Source organism: Actinomyces sp. 594 (genome assembly GCF_019325145.1).
In the GTDB taxonomy this organism is placed as follows: Bacteria; Actinomycetota; Actinomycetes; order Actinomycetales; family Actinomycetaceae; genus Actinomyces.
Window position 1 is genome coordinate 83,541 of sequence record NZ_PIZC01000034.1, and the last position, 18,117, is coordinate 101,657.

Annotated in this window: 11 protein-coding genes; 8 read left to right on the top strand and 3 right to left on the bottom strand. The window is 66.9% G+C overall.

Translation table 11 applies throughout. The features are described 5' to 3' along the window. Window positions 1-404: 404 nt before the first annotated feature. Entirely contained in the window at window positions 405-1,664 is a 1,260-nt protein-coding gene (locus GZ998_RS04865; protein WP_162678476.1) for a hypothetical protein, read from the top strand. 1,687 nt (window positions 1,665-3,351) lie between these two features. Here GZ998_RS04865 and wecB read toward each other — a convergent pair. Further along, on the bottom strand, window positions 3,352-4,416 hold the full coding sequence (wecB, locus tag GZ998_RS04870; protein WP_161924590.1) for a non-hydrolyzing UDP-N-acetylglucosamine 2-epimerase: 1,065 nt from the start codon (window positions 4,414-4,416) through the stop codon (window positions 3,352-3,354). A gap of 14 nt (window positions 4,417-4,430) precedes the next feature. Further along, window positions 4,431-5,588 (bottom strand): glycosyltransferase, encoded by a 1,158-nt coding sequence (locus GZ998_RS04875; RefSeq protein ID WP_161924589.1) that lies wholly within the window; start codon window positions 5,586-5,588, stop codon window positions 4,431-4,433. Window positions 5,589-5,690: 102 nt separating this feature from the next. On the opposite strand from GZ998_RS04875, the gene GZ998_RS04880 reads away from it, so the two are divergent. The 3 genes from GZ998_RS04880 (at window position 5,691) to GZ998_RS04890 (ending at window position 11,184) form a co-directional block, all read left to right on the top strand. Beyond that, complete coding sequence (locus GZ998_RS04880) at window positions 5,691-6,986, top strand: nucleotide sugar dehydrogenase (RefSeq protein WP_161924588.1); 1,296 nt, start codon at window positions 5,691-5,693, stop codon at window positions 6,984-6,986. 137 nt (window positions 6,987-7,123) lie between these two features. Continuing rightward, window positions 7,124-9,085: a DUF6541 family protein gene (locus GZ998_RS04885; protein ID WP_219109200.1), complete on the top strand. Its 1,962-nt coding sequence runs from the start codon at window positions 7,124-7,126 to the stop codon at window positions 9,083-9,085. A 26-nt stretch (window positions 9,086-9,111) separates the two neighbouring features. Beyond that, window positions 9,112-11,184, top strand: coding sequence for a DUF6541 family protein (locus tag GZ998_RS04890; RefSeq protein ID WP_257505144.1), 2,073 nt, complete (start codon window positions 9,112-9,114; stop codon window positions 11,182-11,184). 52 nt (window positions 11,185-11,236) lie between these two features. On the opposite strand, the gene rfbB is transcribed toward GZ998_RS04890, so the two are convergent. Beyond that, window positions 11,237-12,232 (bottom strand): dTDP-glucose 4,6-dehydratase, encoded by a 996-nt coding sequence (gene rfbB / locus GZ998_RS04895; RefSeq protein ID WP_161924586.1) that lies wholly within the window; start codon window positions 12,230-12,232, stop codon window positions 11,237-11,239. 359 nt (window positions 12,233-12,591) lie between these two features. Here rfbB and GZ998_RS04900 point away from each other — a divergent pair, with 359 nt between their 5' ends. The 4 genes from GZ998_RS04900 to GZ998_RS04915 all read left to right on the top strand — a co-directional run bounded on the left by GZ998_RS04900 (window position 12,592) and on the right by GZ998_RS04915 (window position 18,071). Then, on the top strand, window positions 12,592-14,811 hold the full coding sequence (locus GZ998_RS04900) for an N-acetylmuramoyl-L-alanine amidase (RefSeq protein WP_219109201.1): 2,220 nt from the start codon (window positions 12,592-12,594) through the stop codon (window positions 14,809-14,811). Window positions 14,812-14,925: 114 nt separating this feature from the next. Next, window positions 14,926-15,954, top strand: a complete 1,029-nt coding sequence (locus GZ998_RS04905) for a glycosyltransferase family 2 protein (RefSeq protein ID WP_161924583.1) — start codon at window positions 14,926-14,928, stop codon at window positions 15,952-15,954. Between the two features lie 3 nt (window positions 15,955-15,957). Further along, entirely contained in the window at window positions 15,958-17,121 is a 1,164-nt protein-coding gene (locus GZ998_RS04910) for a glycosyltransferase family 4 protein (RefSeq protein ID WP_219109202.1), read from the top strand. Beyond that, complete coding sequence (locus GZ998_RS04915) at window positions 17,118-18,071, top strand: lysylphosphatidylglycerol synthase domain-containing protein (RefSeq protein ID WP_219109203.1); 954 nt, start codon at window positions 17,118-17,120, stop codon at window positions 18,069-18,071. The genes GZ998_RS04910 and GZ998_RS04915 overlap by 4 nt, the downstream gene beginning before the upstream one ends. The last annotated feature ends 46 nt before the right edge of the window (window positions 18,072-18,117 follow it).

Here is an 18,117-nt window from a genome sequence, read left to right on the forward strand (position 1 = left end):
GGTGGTATGGGCCTACCCGTGTTGTGCGGGAGTGACTCCGGGCAGGTTGTCCTGTCGCGCCTCATGCGTACGCCCGTATCACGCCGCTCCTCGTGGTTGTAGCGGTATGTGTCGCACCGCGTGCTCGCCTGCGCCCACTCGGCAGCCGACCGGTGACCACGCACGACTCGCCTCGGTATCCTCCCCCTGTCGTTCTTCTCTGGGCGCCTTGGCGCACGCTCCGCGCACTTCCTGCGATCTCCACCCTGGCCCGCACCAGCCGACCCGCCGCCGTTTGTCGCCACCATCTGCGGTTCTCACGAGCAGCTGAGATGAGTCGCGCCGAGGGCTTGACTGCGGCCTCATAGCCGATGTACGCTGCTTCACAATCCCTGACATGCCGGAATCAACGTGGAGACCCGATCATGCGTACGTTTACGTCCCTGGCAGCGGCATTTGCTGTCGCACTATGCTTCCAAGCAGTTACTACTTCCGCCGTAGCGGCCGATGACGTCAGTGGTCCCGATGATGTCGGCGTAAACGTCGTCGATGAGTTTGGCCAACGCCTGTGGTATGGCTCGGAGTCCTCGACGGTTGCAGCGCTTGCCAACCGAGCGGAAGAATTTGCGGAATCCCACCCCGATACCGTTCTCGGAGTCGCACTGACATCAGACCGGCAGGTAGTCGAAGTGTTCGTCACTTCGCTCGACATTGCGGGCCTGGATGAGTTGCTTTCCGCCGATTCGACCCATATACGGGCGGTCGTGAATGAGAATTCGCCAGAACAGATCAGGGCTGCAGAAGAACAGGTTTTAAACCGCGATTGGGGTGCGTTGCACATCGAGTCAGTCGCTCCTGACCCCATCGGAGACGGCATTGAGGTAACCATCTCAGAGGGTGACCACCCGGCAGACTCACGTCAAGACGGTAATCAGTCCGACTTCGATGACCTCGAAGACAGCGTACTTGACTCCTTGGGGGACATTGGAGTGGGAGTGCGCGTGACTCCCGGTGAACCGGAAGTTGAGGCCAAGACACGTTTCAACGACAGCTCGTATTTCTACGCGGGCGGTGCGATCGTGCTGAGCAACGGCACCCGATGCAGCTTGGGGGCGCCCATCGAAATCGGAGGAAAATACTACGTGCTGACGGCCGGGCATTGCGGAAAAGGGACTTGGCGGAATGGAGGTAACGGGAACTTCGTCGGCAGCCTGTACACGACCACGTGGACTGGAACCGCGCACAAATACGGCGACTGGCAATTGTTGCGGGGATCACACTACGCTCTACGGGTGTTTAACGCACAGCTCAATTCGTCGTCGTCACTACCTATCAGCGGTGGAGACTTCGGCCGGAGGGCGCTTGGCCGCGAACTCTGTGCGTCTGGGTCAACCACAGGAGCGACTTGCAGGTATGTTGTCCGAAGCACGAATAGTACGCGAAAGGTGGGAAGTACCACAGTTGGGCACCTGACGAACGCCATACATGACGTCAATCGCGACGGCGTTGCAGACTGCAACGGTTTCCGAGCCGGTGACTCCGGTGGCATTAGTTACTACGGCGATGGTAGAGGCGGAGCTACTGCGTATGGAATTGTCACGGGTCTTACGACCGGAAGTTGCAGTTACAGCTTCACTCAGCTGTCCGGTGTGCGAGCATGGAACGGAAAGGCCAAGGTCGGCTAGCGCGAAAGGTGGACGATTGGCTGGGGCAACTCTCATTCGTCTGACTTTGCGTGTCGGCATTTGAGGTGTGTTCACGGGCGCGCGAATGAGTGTGGGTGCGAGTGTGGTTGTGGTCGCTATTGGGAAGGTTGTAATCGGTCTTTTTTTAGCTACTTCCGAGACGTGCCAGGCGTCGACCGAGGACTAATTGCACCGATGGTGCAGCGGATATAAGTATGGGCTCTTCGGACTTGGCGATGAGCGCCTCGGGATGGGCTACCGTGCATGTGGCAATGTTCGGGCTGGACGGTCGTAATCGTTAGGTGCAGTCCTGCTGATGATGCCCTTTTGTTCTGAGTGCCCTTCAGCGCTGGTGAGCTTGGGGACGAGGAGGGTGTCTTGGCCGTGTACGGGGTGTATTCGGGCCGATTAGGAGCTCTTCTGAATTGACGCCGAGCTGTTTCGGTCTGGTCGCTTGCGGTCCTTGGGGCGGAGGGGCGCGGCGGCCGACCGCTCGGGACTCCCCGCAAGGGAGTCTGAGGCCGAGTTTCGTGCCGGCAGCCACGGCTGATGGACTGTTCTCACGGGCTTGTTGGCCAATAAGTACCCGCGGTAAGGGGGCACCCCCTATGCTCTCCTGCCACGATACCTGCAGCCTCATGAATATAGAGTGTTTCTCGTCAGGGGTAAGGATGCGGGGGGTGGGGGGGCTGTGCAGGAAGGTGGGTGTGTCGTTGGTGTGGGTGCACGCGGGACCTGCGTGCGGCATGTGGCTCAATCGTGATAAGCAATTTCGCAAAGGGCTTCGTGTGGCTGTCCCATGGTGGCACCTACGGGCGTCCACGCTTCCATCGCTCGCATCGTCTCATGCTTTTCCAGCGCACACGGATGCCGTCACGACGCCAAGTCCTGGCAGAGGGCCGCCACTCGCCGGACTCAGACAATCAAGATCATTGCCGTGATGCTTATCCAGGCTCCAAGCGTGGCGGCCGTGAATCGATATGTAAGAGTCTCGCCCGCTATCGCGTACCGATACCAGCCGCGATCCCTTGACGTAGTTCCTGAGCCGCCTGACGTGCTACACACCCTGAAGGGCAAGGGCGTGCCGTTCGTGTGCCAAAGGACGGGACCCTGGTGTGAACCTACTGGGTTGCCGACTTTGACTCGGATACCGGCTACCGCCTGTGGTGCGCCGCCAAGTACAGGGCCTGTGGCGGGAACGTGCAAGCGCTGATAGGTCCATTGGGTTCCTGGTGCGGGGCATTTGCGGTTTTCCTGTCGGTCTGGGCTCCACCGCCCCTATCACTCTCGCCATGACCAATGCGCTGCCAGCGCTGTGCCCTTGCGTCGCATACGGGATGCCCACATGGGGCGACGAGGGGTACGCGGGCGCAGAAATCGGCCTAAATACGCCCACCAGGGGCTCCAAGCTCGACCCCGACTCGAAGACCCACAACTAGTTCTAGGTCAGCCTGCGGGCCCCGTAGAAAGAGCCAACGCCCTGCTCATGGGCTTTAAAGCCATCAAACGGCGACACTCAACCCATCAATCAGCACCGAAGTTACAGTAACCGCCTTGATCGTCTTCAAGCTAACGCGCTCCTCTGAAGGGAAAACTAATCAGTCTTGGTTGAGAATGCATGTGACGTGAGTTTTCCGCGCGCTATTCATAAATAGCGTGCGGGGGCTGCGGGTCATCGTGCTGTACTTTAAGCATCGGTGAGAGCCAAGGCAACTTGTTTCGCGGCCTGGCCATTGCCGTATGGCACAGCACTTGTTTCCGCGGGCCGCGGGCGCTGCGCTGCGGCTACCAGGTCGGGACCGGGCTCCACCAACACGTTCCACCCCAATTCCACCGTCTCTACCCACTCGGTCTGCGGGCGCACTGTGGTGGTCGGGACACGCAGTAGGAACGCCTCCTTCTGCAAGCCGCCGGAGTCTGTGATGACGCCACGCGCGTGCATCACCGAGGCAATGAGGTCGGGATAGGCGAGCGGCCGGTGTGAACGCAGTGACCCCCGGTCGATCGAGATCCCGGCCGCCTCGCACTTCGCGACCAGCCTGGGGTGGGCGAGCAGCACTACAGGGTGGTCAACCGCTCCCAGCGAATCGAGTACCGTGTTGAGAATCGCCGGATCATCAGTGTTGTCCGGACGGTGGATGGTTGCCACGGAGTATGTTCCCGCAGCCAGTCCCAGCTCGTCCATGATGGCGCACCCGGGCTGCGCGGCGACCTCGTCACGCACCCTGTAGAGAACGTCGGTCATGACGTCGCCAACCAACACGGAGCGGGACGCTAGCCCCTCCTCGGCAAGGTGATCCATACCCACCTGGGTTGGTGCGAGTAGGAGATCGGCGGCGTGATCGGTGAGCACGCGGTTGATCTCCTCCGGCATGCGTCGGTTGAAGGAGCGCAGGCCCGCCTCTAGGTGCGCGACCGGAATGTGCATCTTGACTGCGGCAAGCGCCGCGGCCAGGGTCGAGTTGGTGTCGCCGTAGACGAGCATCCAGTCTGGGCGATCTCCCTCCAGTACTCCATCCAGGGCGGCCAGCATTGCGCCGGTCTGGCGCCCATGCGTACCCGAACCGACCCCCAGATGGTGGTTCGGTGCGGAGATGCCCAGGTCCGAGAAGAACACGTCGGAGAGCATGGGGTCGTAGTGCTGGCCGGTATGCACGATCACGTGCTCGATTCCGGCTTCCTTAAAGGTGCGGTCGATCGGAGCCAGTTTGACGAACTGTGGGCGTGCGCCGACGACGGACATGACTCGCATGGGGGCTCCTGCGGCTAGTTAACGGTGGACTCTGTCAGCTCACTGACAATGGCGTGGATAGTCTGCTTCTCGTGCTCGAAGCTCAGCTCATGGGCAGCGCGGTCAGAGGCGTGCTTGTAGCTGGCTACCTTCTCCGGCGTCAGCGCACGCAGGGTGGCGACGATGTCAGAGACATCGTTAGTTGTGGAACTGACCCCGACGCCGTAGGTTTTAACTACTCGCACCATCTCAACCGTTGGCCCCACGGCCACGGCCAGGCGTGCCTGGATGAAGTCGAAAATCTTATTGGGGAGAGTGAGACGTGCGTTCGTGTTGAACGGTGGGATCCAAAATACGCCCACATCATATTCGTTCAGAACGGCGGGCAATTCCTCGGGCGGCACCGGGTTGCGGAAGACGATGCGTTCACAGTCTGCGGCACGTTTTTTGAGCGCGGATAGGTAGGCGCCATTGTCTCCGCCGGCAACGAGATATAGATCCAGGGTGAAGTGCTCGTCAAGTTGTTTGACTGCGTCGATAGTCGCTTCGATGTTGCGGCCGTAAATTGCTCCGCCGGAGTGCACGAGGCGAATTGGACCTTCGGTCAGAACGGGGGAGGGGGACAGGTCTGCGTAGCGAGCAGCATTGCGCACCAGCCTGGGGGCGACGCCGTAGCGCTGGTTGTACAGGTCCGCGATCTCTCCGCCGACGGTCGTCACGGCCGCACAGCGCGGGAGATACGTCCGGCAGATGTGGTCCATCAGGGGAGCCACAAGCAGGCGCCAGCTGGTCACATGGGTGCGCTCCTCGGGTGCCCACTCGTGCATGTCCGCCCACACTGGAGCGCCATGGGCCACAGCGAAGGCCGTGGGGATCGCGCGCGCGTCATTGGCGACGACCATGTCGAAGCGGCTATTGCCCACCAGGCGCATAGCAGCCCGTGCCGCGGGTGCGGCAGTCTCGGCGGAGCGCAGGCGGCGAGTGGCCAGCTTCAGCACTCCGGCGGGAGTCTGCGGCAGGGACGGTGCGGAGTCCGGTATCTGCAGGTGATTGACCACGTGGGGTGGCGTGGGGCCGTACCCCACACTAGTGACCTCGCCGACCTCGGCAAGCGCGCTGATCTCGCGCAGGACGCGGGCGTCACGGGCGATCGGAGAGAAGGAGATCACGAGGATAGCGGGGCGTTGGCTCACAAAGGCATCTTAGGGCAGGCGTCTCACGCTTGCCGGTCGATACGCGTGACTGGGATGACTTACGATGGTCGGACCGAAAGGTCGATTGAGGAAGGAACCCGCATGCGCATCGCCGTCGTCGCCCTGGGAAAGATCGGTCTGCCCCTGGCGGTCCAGTACGCCGGAAAGGGGCACGAGGTCATCGGCGTGGACGTGAATCCCGTCACTGTCGAGGCCGTTAACGCCGCCCGGGAGCCCTTCCCCGGTGAGGCCGAGCTCGCCGACCGGTTGGCCCAGCTGGTGCCCGCCGGGGCGTTGCGTGCCACCACCGACTACGCCGAGGCCATCCCCGGCGCCGACGCCGTTGTCCTGGTGGTGCCCCTGTTCGTCAACGACGAGACCTGGGAGCCCGACTTCGAGTGGATGGACGCCGCCACCCGCTCCCTGGCCGAGCACCTGACACCCGGCACCCTGGTCTCCTACGAGACCACCCTGCCGGTGGGCACCACCCGCGGGCGCTGGAAGCCGCTGATCGAGGAGATCAGCGGGCTGAAGGAGGGCGAGGACTTCCACCTGGTGTTCAGCCCCGAGCGCGTGCTGACCGGGCGGGTCTTCGCCGACCTGCGCCGCTACCCCAAGCTGGTCGGCGGCCTGAACGAGGTCGGCACCGAGGCCGGTATCCGCTTCTACGAGCAGGTACTCGACTTTGACGAGCGTGACGACCTGCCCCACCCCAACGGCGTGTGGGATATGGGCACCGCCGAGGCCGCCGAGATGGCCAAGCTGGCCGAGACCACCTACCGGGACGTCAACATCGGCCTGGCCAACCAGTTCGCCGTCTATGCGGACAAGGCTGGCTTCGACATCCAGCGCGTCATCGATGCCTGCAACTCCCAGCCCTACTCCCACATCCACCGTCCCGGCATCGCCGTGGGCGGCCACTGCATCCCCGTCTACCCGCGCCTGTACCTGTCCACCGACCCGGACGCCTCGATCGTGCGCACCGCCCGGTCCTTCAACGCGACCATGCCGCAGTACGTGGTCGACCGTGCCGAGGAATTGCTGGGTGACCTGAAGGGCCTGCGCGTGGTGGTGCTGGGCGCCTCCTACCGCGGCAAAGTCAAGGAGACCGCCTTCTCAGGTGTGTTCCCCACGGTCGAGGCGCTGCGCGCCAAGGGCGCGCAGGTGCTGGTGCACGACCCCATGTACACCGACGCCGAGCTGGCCGGATTCGGCTGGGACGCCTACCACCTCGGCGACGCCGTCGACGTCGCCATCGTGCAGGCCGACCACCCCGAGTACACCACCCTCGCCCCCGCGGACCTGCCCGGCGTGCGGCTGCTGCTGGACGGCCGCCGTGCCACCGACGCCGCCCTGTGGGCGGGCACCCCCCGCCTGACCATCGGCGGGGGCAAGTAACCCGCATCATGCGCCGCCCGGCATAGGCGCGGACGGCGTGGTTCATTGAGCCCTACGGCGGTCTTTCAGAATTCCGGTCCGGCGGGCCCGCACCCGGGCCCATCGGCACGAGCTCTCCCACACGAGGAGGAGTACCCATGGTGGGCTGGGTAGCCTTGGTGCTCGCAGCGGCAGTTGTAAGCCTGCTGGTGGCAGTTCCCGGCGCGACCCTGCTGGCGGGAGCGGGAACTCAGCGGCCGCTGGCAATCGCCGCCGGCCCCGCCGTAACGGTCGCAATCGTGGGCGTGGCCACAGTGGTCATGTCCCGGCTCGGAATCGCGTGGGACGCGCGGACTGCTGTAGCACTGCTTGCCGCGATCTGTGGTGCCGGCGCCCTGGCGGCGGCCCTGCGCCGACGGCGGGGAACCACAGACGCGGGTCAGCCGGAGGCCGAGGCCTTTACCGGCCAAGCAGGTCGGTCACGCGCACTGGCCGCGTCGGTCTTCGGTGCGGTCACCGCGGGGGGAGCGCAGGTGGCGCTCTTCGCCAGGGCGGTTGGAAGGCCGGACGCCCTGCTGCAGAACACCGACGCGATGGTGCAGCTGAACCTCATCGCAGAGATCGAACGCAGCGGTGACGCCTCCATGCTCACCGCCGCCATACCCGTGACGGGTGGGAACTACCCCACCGCCTGGCACGCGTTCTCAGTATTCCTGGCACCCTTTGCCAGCACGCCCTTCGTGTTCAATGCCATGGCCGTGGCACTGTTCGCCGTTCTCTTCCCCGCGGGCATGGGCATGCTCACGGCGACCGCCAGCAGAGGTACCATCGCGCGGATTGCGGCGCCGTGGCTCGCGTTGGCCGCCCCATGGTTCCCCGGCCTCATGCTGACCTTCAGCGCGCAGGCCTCCGGGGCATTCGCGATTGCGCTGGTTCCCTCGGCCCTGGCCGCGGTTGTGCTGCTCTGGCGCAGGCGCCTGGACTGGCGTGCGCTACTGCTCGTGGCGGTAATGGTGCTCGGGATCGGTCTTGCCAGCCCCGGGGCCGGCCAATGGGCGGTGGAGGTCGGCTGCCTACTGGGCTTCATGCGGCTCGCCCCACGCGCGCGCAGCATCTCGCGCGGGCCCCTGCGCCTGGCCGCGGTCTTCGTTCTGGCCCTGGTCGCCTGCCTGCCTCTGATACTGATGACGCGAATCCCCACGCTGCAGGCCATGGGCTCCTTCGACCGCGGACAGATCCCCTTATGGTCGCGATTCCTCGCGCCCGTGCTGCTCAACGACGTGGTGGCGAAAGTCTCCCCAGTGCCACTCGCCCCGGCGGCGTACCTGCCCTTGGCCGTCATGGGGTTTATCGGCCTAATACTGTTCCGCCGTAGGGTGGGGCAGGTGCCGACGGCGGCCCTGGCGGTTGCGGTGCTGTGCGTGTGGATCACCGGGCTTCCGGAAGGACCATGGTGGGCCCTGGTCGGAGGATGGTGGCGGGACTACCCCCGATTCCTCGCGCTGGAGGTGATCCCCTTGGCGTTCTTCGGCGCGCTCGGCCTAGAGGCAGTCGTGCTGTGGCTGCACGGACTGCTGCGTCGGCCGCAGCGGTCAGCACTGGCACGCCGGATCGCCGGACTGGTTGCGGGGGCCGTGGCCCTGGCCCTGCTCCTGGGAGTGTGCGCGCCCAACACCGGTGTCTTCCGCCAGCTGACGACCCGGGGCTACGTCTACCTGATTCACCCGCCGTGGGTGACCGATGCCGAGGCGCTGCGCATGGAGGCCGTTGGTGCGCAGCTGCCTGACGACGCCGTCGTCTACGGCTTTCCGCAGTCCGGCGCGGGCCTAATCCCCGTCCTGACCTCGGCGACCAGCGTGCACCGCTCGTGGAGTCCGGCCGGCACCCCCGATGAGAAGTTCATCGCCAAGCACTTTGATGAGATCGACACCAATCCGCGGGTGTGTGAAATCGTCAGCCGGATCGGCGGTACGCCGTACTACTACGAGGACTCGGACATCTCCGATCTGGAGCGGTGGATGTACTTCCCCGGATACGATGAGGTAGACCTGACCGCCGGGTTCGAGCTCGTGGCAGTACTGGACACGGCGCACCTGTATCGGCTAACTGCCTGCGACTGATGCTGCCAGCAGTAACCGGGATGAGTATGAACCTACTGCCATCCGCGCCTACAGCGGTCGTGCCCGTGCCCGCCGCGGTCGCAGTCTCGAGCCCGTCGGCACCGGTGACTGCGGCAGCCGCGGCGGCACTGCTACTGGTACCGGGCTGGCTGCTGGCGCGCAGCTGGGGCGCGAGAGGCGTAACCGCAGTCGGAAGCGCACCGTCGCTGACTCTCGGCGTACTGGGGACGGCGACGCTGCTCGCCCAGCGCACGGGACAGCGCTGGGAGCCCACTGCCTTGCTGACCGGCTGGCCGATGCTGCTGCTCGTGTCCGCCTGTGCCGTCGGCCTGGCGCTCAGACGCCTGCCGCTGCCTGTCACCATCACGAGCCGGGATACCAGGGGGACGGACACCCTGGACCGGGACCGCCTGCCGCGGCGCGAGCGGCTGCTGCTCCTAGCCGCCATCACCCTGGCGGGGGGCCTCACCGCCATCCCGACGGCCCTGGGCACGGGATCCTGGGACAACCCCGCCCAGGCCTCGGACGCCGTATTCCACCTTTCCGCGACCGCCTACGTGCGGGAGACCGGGACGGCGTCATTTCTAGGCGGATTGGCACCGATGTATGGCGGCACTGCGGTGTACTACCCGACCGGATGGCACGCGGTTGCCGCACTGCTGCCTGGCGACGTCATCACCGGGGCGAACCTGCTAGTGGTGGTCCTCGCCGCGCTGGTGTGGCCGCTGGGCGTGGCGGCGCTACTGCGCGAAGTCCTTCCCGGAGCCGGCTCGGTCCTCGCGGTCGGCACCGCCCTGTCAGGCTCCGTGGTGTCGCCGCTTCTGCTGCTCACCAGCGTGTGGCCCTACGGCATGTCAGTGGTGATGCTCCCCGGCGCGCTGGCGCTGCTTGTACGCGCAGTGCGGTCGGGCAAGGTGGGTGCGAGGGAGCGTACCGCCGCCTGGATACTGGCCCTGGGGGCCTGCCTCGGTGTACTGATCGCCCACGGTGCGGCCGTGTTCAACCTGGCGGTGCTCGGCCTGCCCGTGGTTGTGGCGGCCGGAGTCCCGGCATGGCGGAGCGTATGGCGCAGGGGGGTGGGCGCGCGGGTGGCCATCGCCGCCTCGGGGGCGCTGCTACTGCTCCTCCTGGCCGGTGGGGCGTGGACCATGCGCCGACCTCTTGCCGCAGTGTTCAACTACCCCCGCGCAGCCGGGAACATCTGGGAGACCCTGTTCGCCGTAGTCACCGACCACCCCCTCCTGGCCACCTTCACGCCCTGGATGCCGGGCAACGCCCTCGTCTTCGCCCTAGCGGTATGGGGAGCCGCGGCGTGGCGCCGGGACATGCGTGTGCGCGCCTGGGCAGTGGGAACGGGAATCTCCCTGCTGTTACTGCTGCTCGCCTCCGGCCCCGCATGGCCGCTGCGCGCCCTCGCCGGCCCCTGGTACACCCAGCGGGCCCGGATCATGCCCCTGCTGACGCTGGGAGTACTGGTGCTCGCGGCCTTCGGCATTCAGCAGGCGCAGCGGCGCTGGGGCGCGGCGAAAGGCGCACCTGCCAGCGCGCTTGGGCGCGGGCTTACGCTGATGCGGCAGCACGTCCCGGCGACGCTGCTGGTCATCTCCCTGCTTGCGGCCCCGGGCTGGCGCTGGGGTCTGCGCGCAGAACTGCTTGAGGCGATTCACGACCCGGAGCGCATCTCCTACGGCGCCATGCTCTCCGCCGGTGAGCTCGACTTCATTCGTCGCATCGGCGGCGCTCTCCCCGACGACGCCGTCGTCCTGGGGGATCCCTCCAACGGCAGCGCATACCTGTGGAGCGTCGCCGGGACGAAGGTGCTCTACCCCTCCCGCCCGCGGCCCTCGACCGCGGAACTGCGGTGGCTCGGGGAGAACGCCGACCAGATTGAGACCGACCCGCGCGTATGCGAGATCCTGAACCGGTACGGCGTCGAGTACTACTACAGCGACGACGCCGAGCCTGATGGCCTTACCGGGGGTGTGCGTAAGCCCCTGTGGGGAGAGGCGCTGGCTCGGGTGCCGCGCAGCGCGCTGGAGGAAGTGGACTCACAGAACAGCGCGACGCTGTGGCGCATTACCGCCTGCGACGCCGAGTGAGAGTGAGCCCCCAAGACCGGCCAACCCGCCCGCGGGACGCTCGTAGGCGCGCTCACTGCCCCTGAGCGGCGTACTTGGCCTCAACCTCCGCCTTCAGCGGGCGCCACCAGGCCTCATTGTCCCGGTACCAGTCGATGGTGGCCTGCAGGCCGGAGCGGAAGTCCGTGTACCGCGGTGACCAGCCGAGCTCCTGCACGAGCTTGGAGTTGTCGATCGCGTAGCGCATGTCGTGGCCGGGGCGGTCCGCCACGTGCTCGTAGTCGCTGGGGTCGTGGCCCATCAGCTCCAGGATGAGCTCGACGACCTCCTTGTTGTTCTTCTCCCCGTTCGCACCGATCAGGTAGGTCTCCCCGATGCGGCCCTTGTCAATGATGTCCCAAACGGCGTCGTTGTGGTCCAGCACGTGGATCCAGTCGCGCACGTTCTCACCCGCGCCGTAGAGCTTCGGACGCACGCCGTCGATCAGGTTGGTGATCTGGCGGGGGATGAACTTCTCGATGTGCTGGTAGGGGCCGTAGTTGTTCGAGCAGTTGGAGATAGTGGCCTCCACCCCGAAGGAACGCACCCAGGCGCGCACCAGCAGGTCGGACCCGGCCTTGGAGGAGGAGTAGGGGGAGGAGGGGTTGTAGGGGGTGTCGGGAGTGAACTTTGCCGGGTCGTCCAACTCGAGGTCGCCGTAGACCTCGTCGGTGGACACGTGGTGGAAGCGCACCCCGTGACGGCGCACCGCCTCCAGCAGCGTGAAGGTGCCCACCAGGTTGGTGCGGATGAAGGGGGAGGGGTCGCGCAGCGAGTTGTCATTGTGGGACTCGGCGGCGAAGTGGACCACCACGTCGGCGTCGGCCACCAGCGGGTCCACCGTGTCTGCGTCGGCGATGTCACCAACCACCAGCTCGATCCGGTCGCCCAGGTCCGCCAGGGACCCCCGGTTGCCGGCGTAGGTGAGCTTGTCCAGCACTGTCACCTTGGCGTCAGGGCGACGCACGAGGGTCTGGTGAACGAAGTTGGCGCCGATGAAGCCGGCGCCGCCGGTGATGAGGACGTGCATGGAGTGCTCCCAGTGCGCTGCTAGAAGGCGTTAGAACGCTCGCAATCATGCCATAGTCGCGGCGACGGGCGCCGCTACGCCCCGGCGGGCGGGGGAGCCGCCGGCGATGGGCGCGGGCCGGCCGCCTTGCCGAGACGGTTCTGCAATCCCAGTGGATTAAACAGCGGAGCGGCATGAATGCACGGAAAGTCCCGGAAATACACAGCAGTAATTCCCGGCTTGTCATTATGTCGTGCGGCACAAAGGGGTCGACTCGGGGCGCGCAATCGGTATCGTGCCCCATGGTTCGCATGAATCACATGCGCCTCAAGGTGCACATGTGATTCACAGGTATCGCATGCGGCGCTGAAAGGATCCCCATGAGAGCCCCACGACTCCTCGGACTGACAGCGGTGTTACCTCTGCTGGCGGCCGGGCTCATACCCGCGACCCCTGCGGTCGCCGAAACCGCTACGCAGGCCGCCCCCGTGCAGCTGCTCGAGCTGACCACCTCCGCAGGCGAGGCGACCGAGGTGGCCGAGGCCGGCCTGCTGGACACGGCATCGGCCGGCACCAGCGGCGGCACCGGCGTCAACCCGGGAATCGCGCCGCGGCTGGCCGCCGTAGCCAGGGCGGCCACAGTGGGGACAGCGGGTGGCGTGGATCCGGAGGCGGACGCCCTACTGCTTACCGAGCCCCTGGAGGTGGATGACTTCCTGGTGGCCGGCTTTACCTGGACCGGCGCCGACGAGCTGCCCGCGGGACTGAGCGTCTACCTGCGTGTACGCGAGGGCGGGGTCTGGTCCGACTGGTACCTGAACGAGGCCTCTGGCGCCGGCCGCGACGACGCCGCGGGCGTGGCCGGAACCGAGGAGTTCATCACCGGCGGCGCCGACGCCGTCCAGGCCAGCGTGGTCGGTGACGCGCAGGCCCTTCCCGCCGGGCTCCAGCTCGCGCTCATCCCCGGGCGGCCCGCAGGCGAGGAGGTGCTTGACCCGGCGGAACTGAGCGCGGCCGACGCTGAGCCCACCGCAGTGGCCACCCCTGAGGATCCCGAGGAGGAGCCGGCGGGCGGACTCGGCGCGCCCACCGCCGACGCCACGGCGCAGCCCACGGGCGCTCCCGCCACCGATGCGGAGGAGTCCGACCCGGAGAGCTCGGACTCCGCGACGGGTGGCTCCGGCGCGGCCGGCGGAACCTCGCTCGGCCCGGACCTGCAGGCGGCCCTGGAGACCGCCACCACTGCGGGCGGCCTGCCCGTCGCGGTGACAACTCGCTCGGAGTGGGGCGCCAACTCCGCCTATATGAGCTGGTCTCCCACATACGCCGCCGCCAAGCACGTGATCGTCCACCACACCGCGGGGACGAACAACTACACCGCGAGCCAGTCCGCCTCGATTGTGAACGGCATCTACTACTACCACGCCGTCACCCTGGGCTGGGGCGACATCGGCTACAACTTCCTGGTGGACAAGTACGGGCAGGTCTTCGAGGGCCGCTACGGCTCCACGGGGGCCGCCGCCGGCAAGATGGTGGTGGGTGCCCACGCCTACGGCGCCAACACCGGCACCATGGGCATCTCCATGATGGGCACGTACACCAGCGTCTCCCCTGGAGCCACCCAGCTCACCAACGTCGGCAAGATGGCCGGCTGGTTCCTGAAGCGGGCCGGGGTCACGAATGCCGCCGGCTCCGCATCCTTCACCTTCAAGTCCACGGAGAAGTACTCCGCCGGACAGACCATCTCCCTGCCGGTTATCTCCGGGCACCGCGACGTCGGCTACACCACCTGCCCCGGTGACGTCGGCTACTCCAAGCTCGGGCAGATCCGCTCGACCGCACAGAACCAGGTCAAGGGCACGAGCGCCCAGACCTCGCCCACGGGATCGCCCACGGGATCGGCAACGGCGGGCAACAGCGCCCGCACCCACCAGGTCTACCTCAATGACTCCTGGTCGGCCGGTGCCAACATCGTGTTCACTTACACCACGCCGGCCACAAGTGTTATGGCGGGCGACTGGAACGGCGACGGCGTGGACACCACGGGCGTGCGCCACGGCGCCGACTACGGCTTCCGGAACACCAATACCTCCGGCGCCAGCCTGCGCACCTTCACCTACGGCAGGGATACCGACCAGGTACTCGTCGGGGACTGGGACGGCAACGGCACCGACACGCTGGCGGTACGCCGCGGCAACACCTACTACTTCAAGAACTCCATGTACGGCGGGGGTGCGGACAAGGTGGTGACCTACGGCACCGCCGCGGACGAGGTCGTCGTCGGCGACTGGAACGGGGACGGCAGGGACACCCTCGCCGTGCGCCGCGGCGCCGAGTTCCACATCAAGAACTCCCTGGCCGGCGGCAAGGCGGATCGCGTCGTCATCTACGGCAGGGCCACCGATGCGGTGTATTCGGGCGACTGGAACGGGGACGGCAGGGACACCCTCGCCGTGCGCCGCGGCGCCAGCTACTACGTACGTAACTCCCTGTCCAGCGGCGTCGCGGATACCGTGCAGACCTACGGCCGCAGCGGGGACCAGGCCATCGTCGGCGACTGGAACGGCGACGGCAGGGACACCTTGGGAGTGGTGCGCTGAACAGCGGGGAGGACCACTCCCGGCGGGCGGGGCGTCCGCAACGGCTTGTAGGCTAGCTCCAGCCATTGCCGCCTCGCGCCCCGGGGGTGGTGCGCCCATCCGAGAAGGAAGCTGATGAAACTGTTCGTGCAGGTCCCCTGCCTCAACGAGGAGGGGACGCTGGGCATGGTCCTGGACACGATCCCCCGCCAGATCGAGGGAGTCGATCAGGTCGAGATCCTCGTGATCGACGACGGCTCCACCGACCGCACCGTGGAAGTTGCTCGGGAGCACGGGGTCAAGCACTTCGTGCGCCACGCCCGCAACATGGGCCTGGCCCGCTCCTTCCGCGACGGCGTTGACTACGCCCTGGCGCACGGCGCCGACATCGTGGTCAACACCGACGGCGACAACCAGTACAAGCAGGAGTACATCGGAGAGCTGGTGGCCCCGGTGGTGCGCGGCGAGGCGGACATCGCTATTGCCGATCGGCAGACCGCTAGGATCGCGCACTTCTCCTGGTTCAAGAAGCGCATGCAGCACTTCGGCTCCCAGGTGGTCAACTACGCGGCCGGCACCCGCCTGCCTGACGCCGCCTCCGGCTTCCGCGCCTACTCCAAGAACGCCCTGCTCAAGCTCAACGTCATCACCCAGTTCTCCTACTGCATGGAGACGATCATCCAGGCGGGCAACAAGCGGCTGCGCATCGCCTCGGTGCCCATCACCACCAACCCCAAGACGCGTGAGTCGCGCCTGTTCAACAACATCTTCCAGCACATGGCCAAGTCCGGTGGGGCCATCACCCGCTCCTACCTGATGTTCAAGCCGCACGTGGTGCTGGGCTGGCTGGCCGCACTGTTCGCGGTTATCGGGGCGATTCCGTTCATCCGCTTCTTTATCCTGTGGTGCATGGGCACCGCCGGCGGCCATATCCAGTCCCTGGTCTTCGGCACCACCATGCTGGTAGCGGCCCTGCTGAGCGTGGCTCTGCTGGTGATCGCCGATTTGCAGCGCACCAACCGGGTGCTGATCGAGGAGACCCTGGAACGGGTGAAGAACATCGAGTACGGGCGGGTGGACCACACGCAGATCCCCGGTATCCGTGCCGCCCTGGTCTCCGGCCGCCCCTCCGGGGCCGATCCCGCCTACAGCCGGGAAGACTGAGGCATGCGCAGGATTCTTGGCTTCGGCACCTACGACACCGCGGCGCACCCGCGTGTGGAGGTGCTGCTGGGGGGACTGCGGCGCACCCCCGGCAATGTGGTCCGGGAGCTGGATGAGCCGTTGGGTCTGAGCACCGCAGATCGGGTCGCGATGCTCAAGCAGCCGTGGCGCCTGCCCGTCCTCGGCGGGCGGCTGGCCTCGCGCTGGTCCCGCCTGGCGGCCGGCAGCCGTCGCTTCCGCGGCTCCCGCAAGCCGGACGCCCTGCTCGTGGGCTACATGGGCCATTTCGACGTGCTGCTGGCCCGCCTGCTCTACCCGCGCACAACGATCATCCTGGACCACCTGATCTTCGCCTCCGGCACCGCCCGCGACCGTGGCGAGGACGGTGCCAAGGCGAGGCTTCTGTCCGTCCTGGACCGGATGGCTACGCACTGCGCCGACGTGGTGGTCCTGGACACCGGCGAGCACGCCGCCAAGCTTGATGGCTCCATCGCCGACCGCGGAGTGATTGTGCCGGTCGGGGCCCCCAGGTCCTGGTACGGGGCCGGGGAGGCCGCGGCTGCCGCGCGCGCCGACGACGACGGTGCACGAGACGCGGAACGTCCGCTCACCGTGGTCTTCTTCGGGCTGTTCACCCCGCTTCAGGGAGCCCCCGTTATTGCCCAGGCTCTGCGCCTGCTCGCCGAGCGCGGCGCCCCGGTACGCGCCCTGCTGATCGGAGCGGGGCAGGAACGCGCCGAATGCGAGCAGATTCTGGCCGGCTCCCCGGCCGCGCAGGCGGTTCAGTGGCGCGACTGGGTGGACTCCGCCGAGCTGCCCCGCGTAGTGGCCGAGCACGACGTGTGCCTCGGCATCGTCGGCACCACCGACAAGGCGCTCGACGTCGTACCGAACAAGGTCTACCAGGGGCTTGCGGCCGGCTGCGCCGTCGTCACCTCCGACACCGCCCCGCAGCGGCGAGTGCTCGGTGACGGCGCCGTCTTCGTGCCGCCGGGTGATTCCCGTGCGCTGGCGGACGCCCTGCAGCATCTGGCAACCGACCCGGCGGCCCTGCGCGACGCACGTGCGCGGGCCGCAGCGGCCGCGGCGGCATTCGTCCCCGAACAGGCCGTGGCCCCGCTGGTGGACGCCCTGGAGCGCAGGCGCCGGGAAGAGGCGCGCCGGTGAGCACGCTCCTGGGCGGGATCACGGGGGCGCTGCGCTCCACCCCGGTGCGTATCGGCTTCCTCATACTGGTGGTGGCGCTGGCTGTGTACGCGGTCGTCTCCCAGTGGGATGACATCGTGGCCGCCATGGCCGGAATGAGTCCGCTGGCCCTGCTGGGCTCACTGCTGGCCGGTGTGGTCTACGTGCTGCTGACCATGCTGGCCTGGCGGGTGCTGCTGGCAGACATGGGCACAACCCTGCCGCCCAGCGCGGCCTTCCGCGTCTTCTTCGTCTCCCAGCTGGGCAAGTACATGCCCGGCGGGGTGTGGAACATCCTTGCCGCGGCAGAGCTCGGCGCGGACCATGACATCCCCCGCCGCCGCTCGGTATCAGTCATGGCGGTAACGGTAATCGTCTCGATCGTCACCGGCGCCGCGCTGGCGGTGGGGACGATGCCATTCGCCTCGGAGCGGTTGCGTGACAGCTACGGCTGGGTGACATGGACACTGCCGGTATTCGTCACCATGCTGGCGCCGCCGGTGCTCAACCGGCTGCTGCGGCTCGTGTTCCGACTCACCGGGCGGCCGCCGCTGGAGCACCCGGTGAGCTGGTCCGGGATCGGCGCCTGCACGGCGTGGACGCTACTGGCCTGGGCGGTAGCGGGCGTGCAGGTGTGGCTGCTGGCCGTCGGCATCGGGATGGAGGCTTCGGCGGCCACGCTGGCGCTGTGCGTCGGCGGGTACGCCATGGCCTGGACGGTAGGCTTCCTGATCGTCTTCGTTCCTGCGGGCGCGGGCGTGCGCGAGGGTGTGCTCGGACTCGTCCTGGCGGGGTCGCTGAGTACCGGCGGCGTGGTGGCCGTGGTCTTGCTGTCCCGCGTGGTGCTTACGATCGCGGACTTGGCCATGGGCGGGGCGGGAATCGTGGCCGCCCGGCAGGGCCGTCGGCGGGAGCAGGCACAGCCCGAGTGAGCCGCTGGGGCCGACCGGGCGGATTGCCGATAGATGAGGAGGAGCA